Origin of the sequence: Singulisphaera chitinilytica, from assembly GCF_049331405.1 — a bacterium.
Classification (GTDB): Bacteria; Planctomycetota; Planctomycetia; order Isosphaerales; family Isosphaeraceae; genus PoT.
Map to the genome: position 1 here is coordinate 2348052 of NZ_CP186274.1, position 15768 is coordinate 2363819.

At 62.6% G+C, this 15768-nt stretch carries 16 protein-coding genes and 1 pseudogene; 6 read left to right on the forward strand and 11 right to left on the reverse strand.

Annotation, left to right across the window (positions count from 1 at the left end; genetic code table 11):
- Nucleotides 1–107: 107 nt before the first annotated feature.
- Nucleotides 108–653: pseudogene (locus ACOYYX_RS09435) on the forward strand (IS3 family transposase); the annotation flags it as partial.
- Nucleotides 654–678: 25 nt separating this feature from the next.
- Here the strand turns inward: ACOYYX_RS09435 and ACOYYX_RS09440 are convergent.
- Both ACOYYX_RS09440 and ACOYYX_RS09445 read right to left on the reverse strand, forming a co-directional pair.
- Nucleotides 679–1005 carry a hypothetical protein gene (locus tag ACOYYX_RS09440; RefSeq protein WP_422929674.1) on the reverse strand — a complete coding sequence of 109 codons (327 nt, stop codon included), beginning with the start codon at nucleotides 1003–1005 and terminating at the stop codon, nucleotides 679–681.
- A 225-nt stretch (nucleotides 1006–1230) separates the two neighbouring features.
- Nucleotides 1231–2391 (reverse strand): recombinase zinc beta ribbon domain-containing protein, encoded by a 1161-nt coding sequence (locus ACOYYX_RS09445; RefSeq protein ID WP_422929675.1) that lies wholly within the window; start codon nucleotides 2389–2391, stop codon nucleotides 1231–1233.
- Between the two features lie 199 nt (nucleotides 2392–2590).
- On the opposite strand from ACOYYX_RS09445, the gene ACOYYX_RS09450 reads away from it, so the two are divergent.
- The 3 genes from ACOYYX_RS09450 (at nucleotide 2591) to ACOYYX_RS09460 (ending at nucleotide 4931) form a co-directional block, all read left to right on the forward strand.
- A complete protein-coding gene (locus tag ACOYYX_RS09450; RefSeq protein WP_422923313.1) occupies nucleotides 2591–2782 on the forward strand; it encodes a hypothetical protein in 192 nt (63 codons plus the stop codon).
- 158 nt (nucleotides 2783–2940) lie between these two features.
- On the forward strand, nucleotides 2941–3915 hold the full coding sequence (locus ACOYYX_RS09455) for a recombinase family protein (protein WP_422929676.1): 975 nt from the start codon (nucleotides 2941–2943) through the stop codon (nucleotides 3913–3915).
- The gene (locus tag ACOYYX_RS09460) at nucleotides 3858–4931 is read left to right on the forward strand and encodes a hypothetical protein (protein ID WP_422929677.1); all 1074 of its coding nucleotides are present in this window, start codon (nucleotides 3858–3860) and stop codon (nucleotides 4929–4931) included. The genes ACOYYX_RS09455 and ACOYYX_RS09460 overlap by 58 nt, the downstream gene beginning before the upstream one ends.
- A gap of 64 nt (nucleotides 4932–4995) precedes the next feature.
- On the opposite strand, the gene ACOYYX_RS09465 is transcribed toward ACOYYX_RS09460, so the two are convergent.
- The 9 genes from ACOYYX_RS09465 to ACOYYX_RS09505 all read right to left on the reverse strand — a co-directional run bounded on the left by ACOYYX_RS09465 (nucleotide 4996) and on the right by ACOYYX_RS09505 (nucleotide 14650).
- On the reverse strand, nucleotides 4996–6015 hold the full coding sequence (locus ACOYYX_RS09465) for a recombinase family protein (RefSeq protein ID WP_422929678.1): 1020 nt from the start codon (nucleotides 6013–6015) through the stop codon (nucleotides 4996–4998).
- Between the two features lie 198 nt (nucleotides 6016–6213).
- Complete coding sequence (locus tag ACOYYX_RS09470; protein ID WP_422929679.1) at nucleotides 6214–7305, reverse strand: IS4 family transposase; 1092 nt, start codon at nucleotides 7303–7305, stop codon at nucleotides 6214–6216.
- Between the two features lie 481 nt (nucleotides 7306–7786).
- Nucleotides 7787–11200 (reverse strand): tetratricopeptide repeat protein, encoded by a 3414-nt coding sequence (locus ACOYYX_RS09475; RefSeq protein ID WP_422929680.1) that lies wholly within the window; start codon nucleotides 11198–11200, stop codon nucleotides 7787–7789.
- A 195-nt stretch (nucleotides 11201–11395) separates the two neighbouring features.
- On the reverse strand, nucleotides 11396–11800 hold the full coding sequence (locus tag ACOYYX_RS09480; protein ID WP_422929681.1) for a transposase: 405 nt from the start codon (nucleotides 11798–11800) through the stop codon (nucleotides 11396–11398).
- Nucleotides 11801–11876: 76 nt separating this feature from the next.
- The gene (locus ACOYYX_RS09485) at nucleotides 11877–12329 is read right to left on the reverse strand and encodes a transposase (protein ID WP_422927046.1); all 453 of its coding nucleotides are present in this window, start codon (nucleotides 12327–12329) and stop codon (nucleotides 11877–11879) included.
- 77 nt (nucleotides 12330–12406) lie between these two features.
- Nucleotides 12407–12742 (reverse strand): hypothetical protein, encoded by a 336-nt coding sequence (locus ACOYYX_RS09490; RefSeq protein ID WP_422929682.1) that lies wholly within the window; start codon nucleotides 12740–12742, stop codon nucleotides 12407–12409.
- A gap of 242 nt (nucleotides 12743–12984) precedes the next feature.
- Nucleotides 12985–13983 carry a tyrosine-type recombinase/integrase gene (locus tag ACOYYX_RS09495; protein ID WP_422929683.1) on the reverse strand — a complete coding sequence of 333 codons (999 nt, stop codon included), beginning with the start codon at nucleotides 13981–13983 and terminating at the stop codon, nucleotides 12985–12987.
- Entirely contained in the window at nucleotides 13983–14411 is a 429-nt protein-coding gene (locus ACOYYX_RS09500; RefSeq protein WP_422929684.1) for a type II toxin-antitoxin system VapC family toxin, read from the reverse strand. Before ACOYYX_RS09500 ends, ACOYYX_RS09495 begins: the two co-directional genes overlap by 1 nt.
- A complete protein-coding gene (locus ACOYYX_RS09505; protein WP_422929685.1) occupies nucleotides 14408–14650 on the reverse strand; it encodes a FitA-like ribbon-helix-helix domain-containing protein in 243 nt (80 codons plus the stop codon). Before ACOYYX_RS09505 ends, ACOYYX_RS09500 begins: the two co-directional genes overlap by 4 nt.
- Nucleotides 14651–14962: 312 nt before the next feature.
- Here ACOYYX_RS09505 and ACOYYX_RS09510 point away from each other — a divergent pair, with 312 nt between their 5' ends.
- Nucleotides 14963–15223 (forward strand): AbrB/MazE/SpoVT family DNA-binding domain-containing protein, encoded by a 261-nt coding sequence (locus tag ACOYYX_RS09510; protein ID WP_422929686.1) that lies wholly within the window; start codon nucleotides 14963–14965, stop codon nucleotides 15221–15223.
- On the forward strand, nucleotides 15207–15599 hold the full coding sequence (locus ACOYYX_RS09515) for a type II toxin-antitoxin system VapC family toxin (protein ID WP_422929687.1): 393 nt from the start codon (nucleotides 15207–15209) through the stop codon (nucleotides 15597–15599). Before ACOYYX_RS09510 ends, ACOYYX_RS09515 begins: the two co-directional genes overlap by 17 nt.
- Nucleotides 15600–15768: the final 169 nt, after the last annotated feature.

Genomic DNA, 15768 nt, shown 5'->3' on the forward strand with positions numbered 1-15768 from the left:
GGGCTCAGAGACCACTTCGAGATTTGTGACATGGCCGTCGCGGCCGCCTGGAAGCAGTCGGAGACCATCGCCGCATACCTCATGCTGACCGCGGCCACCCCGCTGCCGAGCGGCCGAACCACGTCTGGAGCTATGACTTCGTGCACGCCCAGACGGCCGACGGCAGGGTGCTGAAGATCCTGCCGGTGGTCGACGAATTCACGCGGGAATGCCTGGCGGTCGAGGTGGAGCGGAACCTGAAGGCGGGGGATGTGATATCGACCCTGGAGTACCTCTTCGAGGTGCGGGGAGAGCCGGAGTTCATCCGGAGTGACAACGGTCCTGAGTTCATGGCCGAGTCGGTGAGGTCCTGGCTGGCCCGGCGCGGGTCGAGTGCGTTGTACATCGCCCCTGGCAGCCTCTGGGAGAACGCCTACAGCGAGACATTCAACGGTCGGCTGAGGGACGAGTTGCTGGACAGTGAGGAGTTCGAGACGCTGAAGGAGGCGAAGGTGCTGCTGGAGGACCATCGCCAGGACTACAACCACCGTAGGCCGCACAGCTCGCTGGGGTATCGGACCCCGGCGGAGTTCGCGGCATCGCAGAAGGGTCCGGGGGTCGCTTCCCTCCCCACGGCCGAGTCCGAGACGACCCCGGAACCGATACTCTCATAACGCCTGGAACAGGAATGCCATTCAGTTAAGCCGCATCCGCCTGGTCGAGGAGCCGCTTACGCAGGACCGATCTGGGCAAGATCATAAAAGGATAATTCTTACCCCGACGTTTCTGGCATCGCGGCTCGACGCGGTCGGGCCGGAGCGGATTGACGATCAGCCTGGAGAGCGGCGTCCCCGGCGGCGACGTTGCCAGCCACCGCAACGCATCCACGAAGCTGACCCGCCCGGGCGCCACCCCCTGCCGTCGCCCCGCCTCGAGCATCACCAGACGCACCAGGTTATACGCCACCGCGTAGAGCGTCAGCTCCTTGAGCACGCCCTCGGGCGTCTTGCATCGCAGGATATCCATCCCCAGCGTCGTCTTCAAATGGCGGAGGTTGACCTCCTTCTTCCAGCCATAATGCCTCCATTGTCACAATCGATATTAGCCCTCGGCCATCGGCTCCGCAGCCTGGGCAAAGGGCCGAACGGTTATCTCATGACTCGCGAGGGGGAGGTGGGTCTTCCGTGAGGATACGGTTCGTCCGATCACGTTTGACGAATCCCCGGAACCACGGTTTTCCGGCGGTTGAGATCACCTCTCGGGGTAGGGCCGGGGCGTGGTGAGTTCCGCCGGGTACGGCTCATCCGACCAGCCACGCGGGCATGCCCGAAGGTGACGAAGACGATCCAGTTCCGGCTCGTCGGCCCAGACGATCCAACGTCCCATCTTTCCCCCCGGTAGCTTGCGGCCGTTCACCCAGCCGCGGCTCAGCAAACTATGCAAGGTGATCTGAGGCATACCGAGTTCCATGGCCAGTTGGTTCAACCACCATTCATCGGCACCGAGCACACCGCCATCGGCACGCGACCGACTCCAACTCGAATGGCCGCTTCGCGCCAGCAGTTGTCGGACCATCGCCTTATTGTACGTCGCGCGACGCTTGGGCGGGACGAATCCCTCTTGGTTCAGTGTCGCGGCGATCTGAGGCGCCGACCGGCCCTGCTCGCGCAACGATACCACCCGCTCCATCAACTGGGCATGATTGCTTAATTGATCATGGCGTGCGACCGGACGACGCACACGATGGACGCTCGCGAAGCCTCCTGACCAATGGATTGTTACATCCACATGTTCGCTTGATCCTTGCGCCTGCACAATGATTTGCCGAACCAGGAGTCGGATGATCACCTGGCGATCCGCCGCCGTCGTCGTCTCCGCTCCCCAGAGCCGAGGCAGGTCACTCGCCAGGGACCGGATCAGGTCTCGATCACTTTCACTCAACTCGCGGGGCCGATCGCGCACGAAGCGGTCGTGCTCCTCCTGGAGCGCACATTCGCTACGCAACGCCTGCTCCCAGCGACGCTCCAGCTCCACGGCCACGAGGCGATTCCCCGGGTCGACCACGTGATACTGCCGTGCGGCTCGCTCCACCTCGTCGCGGGCCTGCTTCCGCCGCCGCTGCCAGTCCCTTTCCAGACGCTCACGCTCCTGTTGCAGCCCGGCGATGGCCTGGAGGCTGAGTTCCAACGCCGCCGGCTCCATCGCGTGCAGCACCTGCCGGCTCACCAGTTCGTCCAGGACCCGGCCCGCCATCGTCTGACACGTCGGCCCGGAGTATTCGATACGCTGGCGCTGACAGCTGTAGGTCAGCCGGGATTGGGCGCCGTTATAGGCCACCATCATCCGGCAGCCGCACCGGCCGCAGACCAGCAAGCCCCCGAGCAGTGACGACCCCTCGCGTGGTGCCCCCATGGCAAACGCCCGGCTCCGATTGGCAGCCAATCGCTCGACGTTGGCCAGATAGCGCTCCCAGAAGTAGCAGACGGACTCCCACCGAAGTCACACCTCGCGGACCATCCTCGGACCTGCCCATAATCGGGCTCGCGGCGCTGCTCAGTCTCGTCGAATGGATCGAAGGGCGCCGGATCAAGTCCCGACAGGGAGGCCCCTCATGCGACGATCATCGGGCGAAAGTGTCCCCCCGCGCCGGACAGGGCCGAGGGCGTTCCCGCCGCCGGGCCGGCTCTGGCTGGCCCTGACCGACGACCGGCGGCAGCGGACGCTCCGGGCGCTCAGCCGCGTCATGGCCCATCAACTCGCGGCACCGCCGGCCGGAAGAGAGGTGGCACATGATGAGCCATGACCCGTCCGCCGGTGCCCCGGGCGGCCTGCCTGCGGCCGCCCGGGGTCGGCGATCGCCCAAGATCCGAGACCGGCATCTGGACCTCCTGGCGGTCATCTACATCCGCCAGTCCAGCCCGCAGCAGGTGCTCGACCATAAGGAGTCGCGAGAGAGACAATATGAGCTGGTCGGCCAGGCACTGGCCCTGGGGTGGCCCGCCGATCGGGTCCTGGTCATCGATGACGACCAGGGTCGGAGCCGCCAGGGAGCCCGACCGACGGCGCGGATTCCAACGGCTGCTCGCCGAGGTCACGATGGATCACGTCGGCCTGGTCCTGGGCCTGGAGATGAGCCGCCTCTCCCGGACGTCCAGGGAGTGGCACCACCTGCTCGAGGTCTGCGCCCTCTTCGGGACGCTCCTGGCCGATCAGGACGGCGTCTATGACGCCAACGACACCAACGACAGGCTCCTGCTCGGCCTGAAGGGGACCATCAGCGAATTCGAGCTCATTACCATGAGGAATCGATTGGATCGAGGCCGGCTCCATAAGGCCGAGCGCGGAGAGCTGTTCTCCAAGGTCCCTTGCGGGTACGTCAAGCTGCCATCCGGCGAGCTGGCCTTCGACCCCGACGAGCAGGCCCGCGACGTCGTGCGCCTGATCTTCGACAAGTTCGATGAAATCGGTTCGATCTATGGCGTGTTCCATTATCTGGTCCGGAACGGCATCCGCCTGGGGATGCGAGCTCAGGGAGGGGCACTCCGCGGCCAATTGACCTGGCGTCGTCCCGTGCTGCCGACGCTGAACCAGATGTTGCACAACCCGACCTACGCCGGGGCCTATGCCTACGGGCGTCGCCGGGACGAGCCGAGGGCGAAGGCGGCGGGCGGCCACGGACGAGGGCAACGGTGGCTGCCGATCTCGGAGTGGAAGGTGTTACTGAAGGACCGCCTCCCGGCGTACATCGGCTGGGATCGATACCTGGCGAACCTCCGACGCCTCGAGCAGAACCGCTCGGTCGCCGGCTCGCCGGGCGCGCGCGCGGGGGCGTTGCTCTGCTGGCGGGGCTGGTGGCCTGCGGCACCTGCGGCCACCGGATGCACTCCGCCTATCCGAGCAAGTCCGCCGCATATTATTCGTGCGAACAACACCTGAAGGTGGGCACGGGGCCGAGGTGCCACGGCCTGAGGACGACGCCGGTCGATGACCTCGTGGCGCGCCAGGTCCTTCGCGCCCTGGAGCCCGCGGCGCTGGAGCTGAGCCTCCAGGCGGCCCGGGACGTCCGTCAGGAACGCGACCGCCTCCACCGCCACTGGGTGCAACAACTGGAGCGGGCGCGTTATGAATCGGGGCGTGCCGAGCGGCAGTACCACGCGGTCGAGCCGGAGAACCGCCTCGTCGCCCGGACGTTGGAGCGTCGCTGGGAGGAGGCATTGAGCGATCAACGTCGGCTCGAAGAAGAATATGACCGATACCGACGGGACCGGCCTGCCGAGCTGAGCGGCGACGAGCTCGCCCGGATCGCCGCGTTGTCCCGCGACATCCCGTCGCTGTGGGAGGCCCCGTCGACGACGCCCGCCGAGCGGAAGGAGATCGTCCGCCTGCTGGTCGAGCGGGTCGTCGTCCATGTCCGCAAAGACAGCGAATATGTAAACGTGGAAATAGAATGGAATGGCGGCTCCAAGAGTCGCCACGAGGTCATCCGCCCGGTCCAGCTCCACGAGCACCTTCGCGACCACGCCCGATTATTCGAGCGGCTCGCCCGGTTGCGCCGCGAGGGATTCACGGCGGGCCAGATCGCGGCCCGGCTCAATGAGGAAGGCCTCCGGCCGCCGAAGGCGGCCGGGGGCTACACGGCGATGTCCGTGAGGAAGCTGATGTCGCGCCGCGGGTTGAGCGACGGCGGGAAGGACGAGGGGCGACTGGGGAAGGACGAATGGTGGGTGTCCGGCCTGGCGCGAGAGCTCGGCGTGTCGGGCGGGAAGCTTCGCGACTGGGCGGGCCGGGGTTGGTTACATGCCCGGCGAGTCTCGGCCCACGGGCCGTGGATCATCCGGGCCGATCGGAGGGAGAGGGAGCGACTGCGGAAGCTCATGGCCCACTCGAGACGCGGGGCGGTCGCCTACCCCGCTGCGATGACCGGGCCGATCTCGAAGGGAAAGCGGCGATGATTCGCCGGATTGGACACCACGGCCCTCCGCCGAGGAGGGTCGACGACGCGTGAAGATGGAGGCATTATGGCTGCAACATCCAGGTGATGTACGCGGGCAAATGATCTTTGATCAGGACCTCCCATTGGAGAAGCTTGACCGTCGTCCGCCCGGTGGCCGGTCGTCCCGGGATCTTGCGCCGAGGATCGACGGGACGCCTCCCGTGGACGTACGCCCCGGCATAGATCGGGTTGTGATAGAGGTTTTGCAGGGTGGGCCGACACGGTCGATGCCATTCGAGCTGGCCCCGGTTGGGGCCGAAGTGAGGCCGTACCCCCAACGCGACTCCGTTGCGGACCAGATACCGGAGCACGGCGGTGACGGTCCCCAATTCCTCGAACTTGTCGAAAAGCAGGCGGAGCGTTTCCCGGACCCGAGGGTCGGGATCGAGGGCGAACTCGCCTGCGGGCGTACGGACGTAGCCAATGGGGGGATGGTAGTAGACCTCGCCCCGGCGGGCCTTGTTGAGCCGTCCCTGATACATCCGCGCGCGGAGGATGTGCAGTTCCGCCTCGCTCATCGTGGCCTTCAATCCCAGCAGAAGTCGGTCGTTGTAATTTGATGGATCGTAGACCCCATCCGGGTCGGCGAGGAGCGTGTCAAATAGAGCACACTTCTCCATGAGGTGATACCAGTCTCGACACGACCGGGCCAGCCGGCTCATCTCGATTCCCAGGATGATCCCGACATGGTCGAGATCCACCTCCTCAAGAAGGCGATGGTACCCGGAACGATGCACCGCCGTCCGACCCGACGTTGCCTGATCGTCGTCGATGACGAGGACGCGCTCGAGCGGCCAACCCAGGTCGACCGCGAGGAGGCGTAGGTCGTACTGGAGGGCCGTCGATTCGCGGTGGTGGAGGACCTGCTGCGGGCTGGATTGTCGCACGTAGACGACGGCCAGCCGTCGGAGGTGTTGCGCCTGGACTTTGGCCGAGCGCGACAGCCGAGGGCGATCGGCCGACAGATCAATCGCCTGAGCATGGTCGGTCTCGATGATCGATATCGGCCGGGCACTCGGACCTTTCGCTTCAACGGGACTCATCCGCGGCCTCCTGCCGTGCCGGCGGCTGGAGTGCCTGAGCCAGGATTCGAGCCATGGCATGGATCACTTGCCGTTGCAGGCCGAGCGGCACGTGGACCCAATCGAGTTTTTCTATGAGCACTTTCCCGCCCGTCGTCAGGGACGGGGGGGACCGCGGCGGATTCGGTCATCGAACATGAAGGTCCTCCGTGGGTCAGATCACGCGGCTTGCGACACCAAAGTGCCAGCTCCAACAGCGCAGACACACCCACAATAGGCCGATCGCTCGACTTGATAAAGGGTGTTGTTTCGATCGCACTGAGAACGGGAGATCTCCACCTGCCACCGACTCAGGTACATCCCCGCCAGTTCCTCGGCGGGATAGGCCTCGGCGTCCAGGAGGGTCGTCGCCAGCGTGACCACCTCGACGCGGAACCCCGGACGGTCGACCCTGTATCTCAACTCGCGGACCGGCAGCGAGAGCGGCAGGGCGGCATGGTCCTCCTTCGACATCCACTCGGCCCGCGGGTAGGGGCGATACCACTCCACGACCTGGTCCTCCGGGCCGAGGGACCGGACCCAGGTCGACCGGGGCTTGCCGGAGAGCTTCTTCCGCCGCCAGCGGGGAGGGGAGTCCCGGCCGGGGGTGAAGTCGACCACGCGCTTCTGGTGCATGCGGAAGAGGCCGTGAAGGCCGCGGCCTGCCAGCACGGCCAGATGGGCGAACGACCCGTAGGCTCGGTCGCCGATGAGGATGTCGCCGGGGCGCATCTCGGGGTGGATCAGCGGGACCTGGGACAGGTCGTGCGCCCCCAGCGGGGCGGTGTGCAGGGCGCGGAGCATGCCCGACGCCGAGTCGAAGAGGGCCAGGACCTTGGCCACGGGGAAGCCGCACCCGGGCCGCTGGGCCGCGGGCTGCCCGTAGGCCCGCTGCAGGGCGGGCGTGTCGGGCATGCTCACGCCGGTGCCGTCGACCAGCCAGGTGCGATGGCCCGCCCGCTCGGGCCATGCGGTGTCGGCGAGGCGACGCAGCAGGGCCTGACAAACTCGGAGCGGCAGGCGTGCGCGAGCCTGGCAGTAGGCGGAGGCGGTGAACAAGCGGCCGGCGATCCGCGGGATGTGGGCGCAGGCGGTGTTGCGGTGGAGGATCTGGGCGAGGAACAGGTGGATGGTGGTGACCGGGTCGAGGAGGCGTTCGCGCCAGGTCATGCCCTCGCCCCGGCAGAGCTCGCGCAAGGACGCCTCATCCAGCAAGCCGGCGAGATCCTCGCGGACCCGCCCCAGGGCGACCGTCAGACGTACGTAGACCATGTTCTCCCCCGATCCGAAGAAGGATGTCCCGAATCATTGTTCGGGCTTGGCGTGTCTCAGGCCAGGGAGAGGGAACGGTTTACGGCAAAGGATCGCGGCTTAACTGAATGGCATTCGCCTGGAACAGATTCCGGGGGCAGGTCACGTCCGGTGGAGCAACGAGGAGGAAATAGACGCCGCGGCACAACGACTTCTGAGCCCGGCCACATAGCATCCACTAAGTCTATGAAAGTACAGGACTTACCTATTCATCGATCAAACTTAGAGGGGAGGGGCGATGATAATGGCGACGGTCGGCGTCGGTCGTCTGGCATCGTCGCCAAGACCTTTGTCGGCTCGGTCAGAACACGAGCAGACGGGGGATCGGGCCTGTTAAGTCGCTGTGGCGTTTGTCGGCGAGAGGTCACAGGATCCCACGCCACGACTCTTTGATGCACGTTTGCCCAGTTCGACTTTCCGAAGTCGCGAATGTAGCCGTGGCCTATTGATCCCACGATAAACGGCGCGCAAGCTCTAAACGGGGCCTGCGTCGAGCCTCTGCAAGCCAAGCATGTCCAATGGCTGACGCCTCGGCGGCTCCGAGTGCATTGACGCCAAAAAACCTCGGAAAAAAGGTTGTAAATATCTTTGCGATTACGATGCCATGCGGCAAGATGAGGAGCCGTTCCATGATTTTAATCAGCACCGCTTGTCGAGTCTCAGGCAATGGCGCTTCCTTATAAACCGCCAGAAGCATCGAAGCAGCGAGAACAAGGATCAGGTCCGGCGACATCGTCGCGTTAACGAAACGTTCAAGCACCTTGTTCAGTGGCCATTTTACGGGATCCCATTTCGACAGTGAGCCCGCTTTGGCCAGCACAAAGGGATTGAATGTGGTGGCCTGATAGTCCAAAGCCATAAGCTTTGCGCTCACAACCAAATATTCCTCAGGATCGACGAAGCCTTGCTTGACCGCATGCTCGACGACGACCTGTGTCCAAACCCGGCGTACCGAAAACTCATTGCTTCCAATGAACGCAACCGCAAGATCATCGGACCAGAGCACATGCCCTGGCTGCCTGGCGAGCAGCATGCTTTCGACACCATGCTGGCCGAACCCGGAGATGAGTTGATCGCGCATTACTGGGTCTAGGGATGCTAGATCCGGACAACCTCGTACCTCGCACACAGAAAGAACGGACCGAACAAGCGTGGCGAGCGCGTCGGCCTCGGCTTTCATCGTTTCTTCGGAGTACCGTTCGAAGTAATAACCTTGTCCTGTCCTACCAAAGTGGCCGCTTCCCTGCCGTTTCGTGGTGACGTTCTCTAGTGCGGACCGTAGTTCATGAGCCGTGCTCTGCGAGATGACGAGTTTCCCCCGCCACCTGGCCAGCAAGCCCGCCGACTCCAACAGGGAAATGGAGCCAATCGCCGTGAGATCCAGCACGAGCGTGTTGCACGACGCCAGAGCCTCCAGCGCGAGATCGTGCTCATCCTCCCTTCCCTGAGTGCAGCGAACCGGAAGATCGGGCTGCAATACCACGTGGTAGAGTACCTGAAACGGATCGGCTCCCACGATCTCAGCGAGCAGGTGTAAAGGGATGAGCTGAGTTCTGTAGATCTTCTCCGCGTCGTGAATTCGCTCGTAGCGAAGGTCAGCCACCATCTTCATATCGGTCAAATCGGGGATTTCTTGACCCGTCCTTTCGTCCTTAGAAAGCACGCGAAACAGTTGGATGAACGGCTGATCCGGAAACCGGACTTGCCAGCTCTCCATGATCTCATGAAGCCTATAGAGGTATTTGCTCTTGATTTCTTTAATCGTCGCAGTGCGGTCCCTGGCGCTCGTCTTGCTGAGCACAACGCTCTCGCCGACACACTTTCCTTCGAAGCTTTTGGCGAGAGGGTGAATTGGGGAGTATTCGTTTAATTCAGGCCGTGGATTTGGCGAATCCTCTATGACCACCCAGCGGTCTCTGCCGCCATCTTCCGTGTAACAGACGGCCACGCCGGGGCCGGCTTGGGACGGCTCCTTAATCTCCAGAACCTGCGAGGCTGGCGAGAAAAAGACCATGATCAGCGCGGCGTTCGCATCGGGATGGTCGAAATGGCGACGGACCAGCTCATAAGCGTAGTTCAAGGCTGCGTTAGGATCCCCTCGCAGACGCAAAATTTCAACCGCAATGGCGCCGCCTGTTGCCGTTACTTCATCCAAGGTAGGAAGAGCATCCGGTCTCGCGTCGATCAAATCCGGCCGATGCCACTTCAGCCCGAGGTGCGAGAGCCTGAGTCGCGCATCCCTGTCGTCGGGGTTGTTTTTAAGATGTGACCGCAGTAACGCCACGGCCCCATCAAGATCGAACATGCCCAGCACCTCGGCTTCTTTGAAGAGCAACCAAGTGTCCTGGATTCCTCCTTCTCGCGCGTCCCTGGCCACGTTCAGGATGATGTCGTACTGTTGGACTCGTTCGGCACATCGCACGAGGTGACGCACATCGTTGCCGTATGCGGTGTTTCGCGTGATCCTCTGCCAGAGGGGTAGGGCGTCCTTGTGCTTCTCCAACCTACCTAGCTGGAGTGCGAGGGCTCGAATTGACAGTTCGTGGGTGCTACTATCAACTTTCTTCAATGCGTCGTCGGCGGCCGTCACCGAGCCCTGGAAGTCATCCCGTGCCAGATGCAACTGCGACCAAGCGGCAAGCAAGCTTACATCGCTGAAATGGCCGGAAGAGGCGCGATTAAAGAATGTCTCGGCCTCGTCTAACCGCGATGCATCAATAGAGTCAGTAATTGCTGAATGAAAGGCCGCAATCCGTAACGCTTTGAGATCATCGGGGCTAGATTCGGATTCATCCTCCGCGAATACTCGATCGTCGGCGAGAGACAGGCGCACATTGATTTCAATTGCCTCGGCGCGGTCTCCGGGCTTGTCTCTCTCCGCGAGCAAGTCTGCCAGGAGAGATTCGGCAACCGGGGCGGAGCCCACACGGACGGCTTTACGCAATTCTCCGATAGCTTCATCAATCCTATTTCGATTGAACAGATAGACGGCATATCTTCGATGCACATGCCTGTCCTCCGGCGATGTCCGCGTTGCTTCGCTGAAGTCCTGATCTGCCGCATCATCCTGGCCGCGCAGGGCATTCGCTAAGGCACGGATGAGGAAGCACCGGGAGAGCAAGTGGTTGGCCTGATTTTTCTTCGCAAGAGCAGCGGCCTCATCGATGGCAGCTATGGCCTCGACCAACCTTGCCTGAACAAGCGGATCGGATCCCGCACGAAAATTTCGGCCCAGCTTGATGGATTCCGCGTTGTACAACGCCTGACCGAGGATGAATTTTGATCCGAACCAATCTGGGCCTGCCGCTACTGCCATCCTGGCGTAATAAACAGCCTCCGAAAAACGCTGGTGGCCCATCGCCCTTATGGCCAGGGCCATGGACACATCGGCATCTTTTTCGAGGATTGGCGATACCATCGCCTGCATATCTTCGAGGCTTTTCGAAGCCGGTGAGGTCCGGATTTGGATGGCGAGTAACTTGCCAGAGGTATGATATTGTTCGCGAAGCCGAGTAGAGAGCGCGTGTGCTTCTTCTTTGCGGCCAACCAATTCCAGACCGAGCGCCTCGTTGATTTGGGCCCGCTCGCTCTCTGGGCAGAGTCCCTTTGCCTCTAGCAATAGCCTACCCGCTTCCCGTTCATCTCCTCGGACGTGCGCGACGTTGGAGAAAGCCGCCTTGACCCGATATTGCTGCAGCGGGGTGAGTTCCTCCCAATGGCGTTGCTTTAGCCTTTCGAGCAGGATATGGGCTCGTTGCGGATCCGAATTTTTAAGGCAACTCTCGGCCTCATCAATCTCACCGTCGCGTGCCGTCCGGCCTTGCACCGAGATAACTTCTTCTACCTGTGTCCTCACCGCCGAGAAACCTTGCCTAAGTCTCTCATCCAACGCGGCGATTTGCGCGCTCGTAATTTTGGTCAGCAGGTCGGCGACTTCCGGGTATTCATCGAGAAGGTCTTCGATTTTCTCCCACCAGAGCAGCTCAACGAGGAAAAGACCTTTGGAGCGGTGGTCGCGGTTGATCTCGATAATCTTCTTGGCTCATGTCGTTTAACTGGTGGAGCCCTTAACACCGAGTAGAGCCCGGATGAACTCCCCGGACACCCGCTTGATGTTGTAACTCCACTGGTAGATCGCCACGTACTGTCGAAGATACTCCTTGTTGACCCCGCGGAACGGCCGCAGGAAGTTCCTCAGCCCCGTCCAGTTCCCCTCCAGCGTGTTGCAGTGCACCTCGCGCACCCCGTCACCGTCGTCGTCGCGCGCCCACTCCCCGCGGCCGTGGCAGACCGACGAGCGGGAGCGGCCCATCTCCGGCAGACGATCGTAGCCCTTCCACTCGTCCGTGTAGAATCGCGTCATCGGCCAGCTCGCACGCAACGCCACGCGCCGCAAGGTCTCCCCGTCGGAATGCCGGGCCACCGTCAGGCGGATCTCACCGCTTCGGCGCCCCACCACCCCGCAGATCGGCAGCCGGTCCGTGTCCCAGCTCCCGTGCCCCGGCCGCTTGTTGCCGCGACGCCGCGGCGGGTCATCGGGGTCGCGGTGCGGTCGCCCTTTTTTCCCCCGCGTTCTGGTACATCTCGTCGGCCTCGAGCTCGGAGTCTTCCAGGGGATCCCGGTGCCGCCCCGAGTGGGCGGCGCCCTGGAGGCGGTGCCTGAGCTCGAGCAGCTGGGAGCGATCGCAGTCCAGCTCGCGTGCCAGCCTGGCAGTAGGCGTGCCCTGGGCGATGCCGCGGACGATCAGGAGCAGCTCGGCGGCCCGGCGGCGGTTGCCGTGGAGCGCGGTGCCGGTGAAGGCGTTGAAGACCCTCCTGCAGCGGCCGCAGCGGTAGTCGAGGATCGGTGCGCGATGGCGCCTGTGGACGTGGAGGTCGTCGCCGTCCCCGCATCGCGGGCATGCGAGGCCCGCTGGGTGGAGCCAGGCGAGGAGCTCGGCATAGCTGGCCTCGTCATCCATCAGGTCGAGGATGGGGAAATCCATGGCAACCTCCGCGCGGCCGAGGTAAGAGTCCCCTCCATTTCAACCATACCCCGCGTCACTACGATAGGCCCCACCAGTTACCCGGCATGAGCCATCTTCTTCTGCGCATGGGTCGTAGCACGACCTGATGTGATTATGGCGTAACGGTCGAGCGGCGGGTCGAATGCTAACGCCTTGGCCACTTCAGCTTCGATTTCGGAAGGGGGAATGGTGAGCATCGGCTCATGGTGCTTGCACTGTGCCGCCCTGAAGGGCGCGGAAAACATAGGATCGATGATATCAACACCACACTGTTCCTCTCCCCGCCTCCCGTATAGCTCGAGGTGGGGATTATTCCAGTGACGCTGGAGGAGCTTCACGCTGAACTTCTCGAAGCTTCTTTCGTTATCGGGATGCGGATAGCGAAAATTCATAAAGTCAACCACGCATGCTTGACGCCATGTTCGGCCAGTGTCCCAGCTTTCTATAACTGTACACCGGGATAGAGATGCACGCCAGTAGAGCCCAGACAATCCATATGGAACGTGGAAAAAGCTCGATCGCGTGGCCAAATGAATTCTATGACATCAAAGTGTCTCGTAATGCCCCCGCAATAAACCGCTGACGATGCCCTCAAGCGTCCATTCTTCGGGCTCAAATCCACTCGAGATGACCTTCAAATCCCGATGCGCTCGACCTCGTCGAGCGTGACCTGGTCGTCGGTGCGGTCATAGAGCTTGGTGGTCTTGATGTCGGCATGGGCGGCCATCTGCTGGGCCTTGACGATGTCGCCGCCGTTCTCCAGGTAGGCGGTGATGCCGGTGCCTCGGAAGGAATGGTTGCATAGCCTGTTCGTCAATCCTGCCGCCTTGGCGCGCCGCTTGACCATGTCCCAGGCATTCCGCCTGTCGAGCGGCAGGGCGGTCATGTTGCCTGTGCGGGCCGGGATGGAGCGGAACAGGGGGGATTTTCGCTCCTCGGAGATGCCCGCTGCCTGAATGTAGGCGTCGAGGTAGGCCTCGGCATTGTGATGGGCGGGCATCTCGTGGAACTTGCCACCCTTCTCGTGGAGGCGGAGCCACCATCGTTTGCCGTTGGGATAGTAATCCTCGACCTTCATGCCGACGACGGCGGAGATGCGGGCGAAGCTGTAGACCATGACGGCGATCAGGGCCCGGTCGCGGAGGTCGATGAGACGGGCGTTGCCTTCGTCGGGGACGATGCTGTCGAGAAGGGCCCGGGCGTCGTCGGCGGTGAGGACGGGCGTCTTGCCTTTCTTGACGACATGCTTAGGCCCGCGCACCGAGCTGGCGGGATTGAAGGCGACGACCTGGCCGGTGACGAGGTGGTCGAAGAGCATCTTGATCGCCGCGAGATGCTGCTTGACGGTGGGGGCCGAGCGTCGGGCGGTCAGAGCCTCGATATAGGTAGCCACATGCAACGGCTCGATGTCGGCCAGGGCAAGGTGGTGTTGCTGGCACCAGGCGAAGAAGTCGCGGCAGGCGCGGGAATAGGCCCCGCGCGTGTTGGGGTTGCGGATGGTGGCGGTGAAGAATTCGAGGAAGCGGCGCGCCGCCCGGTCCCCCGCGTCTGCGATAAGGGCCGGGACGCGTAACTCGACAATTGGAAGTGGTACCGCAAGAGCTCCATTTGGCCTATGGGGACCGGGTAGCATCAATTGGCCTCGCAGCCCGGCAGGAGCGTCATCCGCGAGAAATGCGGCATTGCCCGCTCATGAAAGACCCGATCCGCCGTCACGAGCGACGCGTCGAGCCGCTTTGCCAGGGCCAGATACAGGCAATCTTGGAGGTTATGCGGGATGCCGAGTGAGAGCCCGAGTGCTTCCTCGATGATTTCGCGATCGGATACGAGAGAAATCGCGCCCGCGTCCAGATGGCGCCGCCAGATGCTGCAACGCCTCCGGGTTTCCTCCGTTTTGGCCTCGCCGGTGCGGACGCGGCGGGCTAAGGCGGCCAGGACCTCGATGCGCACCAGCTCCGGCGCGTAGAGCAGATGGGGGCCGGCGAGGAGCCCGAGGGCGGCGTCGCTGCCCACCTCGGGTAAATACCACTTGGCGGCGACGCTGGCATCGACGACGATCACCCGCGGGTATCCCTGTCCTCGCGGATCAGCCTGGCGCTGTCCGCAAAGACCCGGCCTTGCGACCGGAACTCATCGAGTCCGTCGCGCAGCTCGGCGGCGAGCGCGCGCTTACCGGCCAGTGCGCTATCGGTCAGGATCTGCCGCAATTCACCCTCGAGAGTCTTGCCTTCGCGCTTGGCTTGCGTGCGGAGCCATTCAACGACCCAATCATCGACGTTACGTATACGGACTTCTTTCATGATAATGTTCTCAATTGTGGAATTCTCCTAATCTTGCCAGAGCTCTCTCCTTGTGTCAATCATTTCGTCTGTGCGTTGTTAGAAATTCATGCGACACTCACGTCGTCTCCAATCAGCACGACTTTGCAATGTTAGTATGACATAACGCCCTTTATGTCATGGAAGCTGCCGCTGGTGGCAAGGGGCCGATTAAGGGCAATGGAATGGCTCCTGCCACGCCAGCTCATCCCGTCAGTCTTTCGTTGATTGACATCATAATTCAAATGTGACAAAATCAATATTATATAATAATTAATAACTGATACTTAAGACATGGATTCCGCCATTCATACCAAGCTGAGCGACGCCCGCAGGATTGCCATCCCGGCCGAGCTATGCCAGCGATACGGGCTGACCCCGGGCGACCCGGTGGTGCTCGAACCCGTCGAGGGCGGCATCGTCATGCGACCGCTCGAGGCGGTCATCCGCGAGGTCCAGGCGTTCTTCGCCGGCATCCGGCCCCATGACGGGCTAATGTCGGAGGAATTGATCCGGGAGCGCCGCGAGGAAGCGGCGCGTGAAGACCTTGAGTGAGGCCGTCCTCGACGCCTCGGCCATGATCGCGTTCGTGAGGAACGAGCCCGGTGCCGACAAGGTTGCGGCCGTGCTCCCGCAGGCATGCATCTCCGCGGTCAACCTCTCCGAGACCCTCGCGAAGCTGGTCGAGTACGGCATGCCGCTCGACGCAGTGGCGTTCCAGATCGACCGACTCCGGATCCCCGTCGTCACCTTCGACGCCGAGCAGGCCAGGATCGTTGCCTCGCTCTGCACGCCAACGCGACGCGCGGGACTTTCGCTGGGCGATCGAGCATGTCTTGCCCTGGGGCTGAAACGGCAGATCTCCGTCCTGACGGCCGACCGGAGCTGGGCTAAGGTCGATGTTGGCCTTGAAATCCGGTTCATTCGTTAGTCGAGCGGCACACCGACAAACGCCGCCAGGCTACGGCCGAGGGCGAGTCGCACGACATGCCAATCTAAGAGGCCAAAACAGAATTGACGATGAACAGCCAAAATTAAGGCACGTTGCTCAATTCTGTTTTGGCCTCTAAGCACCTGGCCTGGGTTCGCCTACAATAAGG

Bases quoted from the DNA above. Each gene is read 5' to 3' on its own strand.
- ACOYYX_RS09495 (WP_422929683.1), bottom strand. From the start codon at position 13,983: ATGCTACCCGGTCCCCATAGGCCAAATGGAGCTCTTGCGGTACCACTT.
- ACOYYX_RS09510 (WP_422929686.1), top strand. From the start codon at position 14,963: ATGGATTCCGCCATTCATACCAAGCTGAGCGACGCCCGCAGGATTGCC.
- ACOYYX_RS09505 (WP_422929685.1), bottom strand. From the start codon at position 14,650: ATGAAAGAAGTCCGTATACGTAACGTCGATGATTGGGTCGTTGAATGG.
- ACOYYX_RS09445 (WP_422929675.1), bottom strand. From the start codon at position 2,391: ATGGGGGCACCACGCGAGGGGTCGTCACTGCTCGGGGGCTTGCTGGTC.
- ACOYYX_RS09470 (WP_422929679.1), bottom strand. From the start codon at position 7,305: ATGGTCTACGTACGTCTGACGGTCGCCCTGGGGCGGGTCCGCGAGGAT.
- ACOYYX_RS09460 (WP_422929677.1), top strand. From the start codon at position 3,858: ATGCACTCCGCCTATCCGAGCAAGTCCGCCGCATATTATTCGTGCGAA.
- ACOYYX_RS09465 (WP_422929678.1), bottom strand. From the start codon at position 6,015: ATGAGTCCCGTTGAAGCGAAAGGTCCGAGTGCCCGGCCGATATCGATC.
- ACOYYX_RS09450 (WP_422923313.1), top strand. From the start codon at position 2,591: ATGCGACGATCATCGGGCGAAAGTGTCCCCCCGCGCCGGACAGGGCCG.
- ACOYYX_RS09440 (WP_422929674.1), bottom strand. From the start codon at position 1,005: ATGGATATCCTGCGATGCAAGACGCCCGAGGGCGTGCTCAAGGAGCTG.
- ACOYYX_RS09490 (WP_422929682.1), bottom strand. From the start codon at position 12,742: ATGAATTTTCGCTATCCGCATCCCGATAACGAAAGAAGCTTCGAGAAG.
- ACOYYX_RS09455 (WP_422929676.1), top strand. From the start codon at position 2,941: ATGAGCTGGTCGGCCAGGCACTGGCCCTGGGGTGGCCCGCCGATCGGG.
- ACOYYX_RS09485 (WP_422927046.1), bottom strand. From the start codon at position 12,329: ATGGATTTCCCCATCCTCGACCTGATGGATGACGAGGCCAGCTATGCC.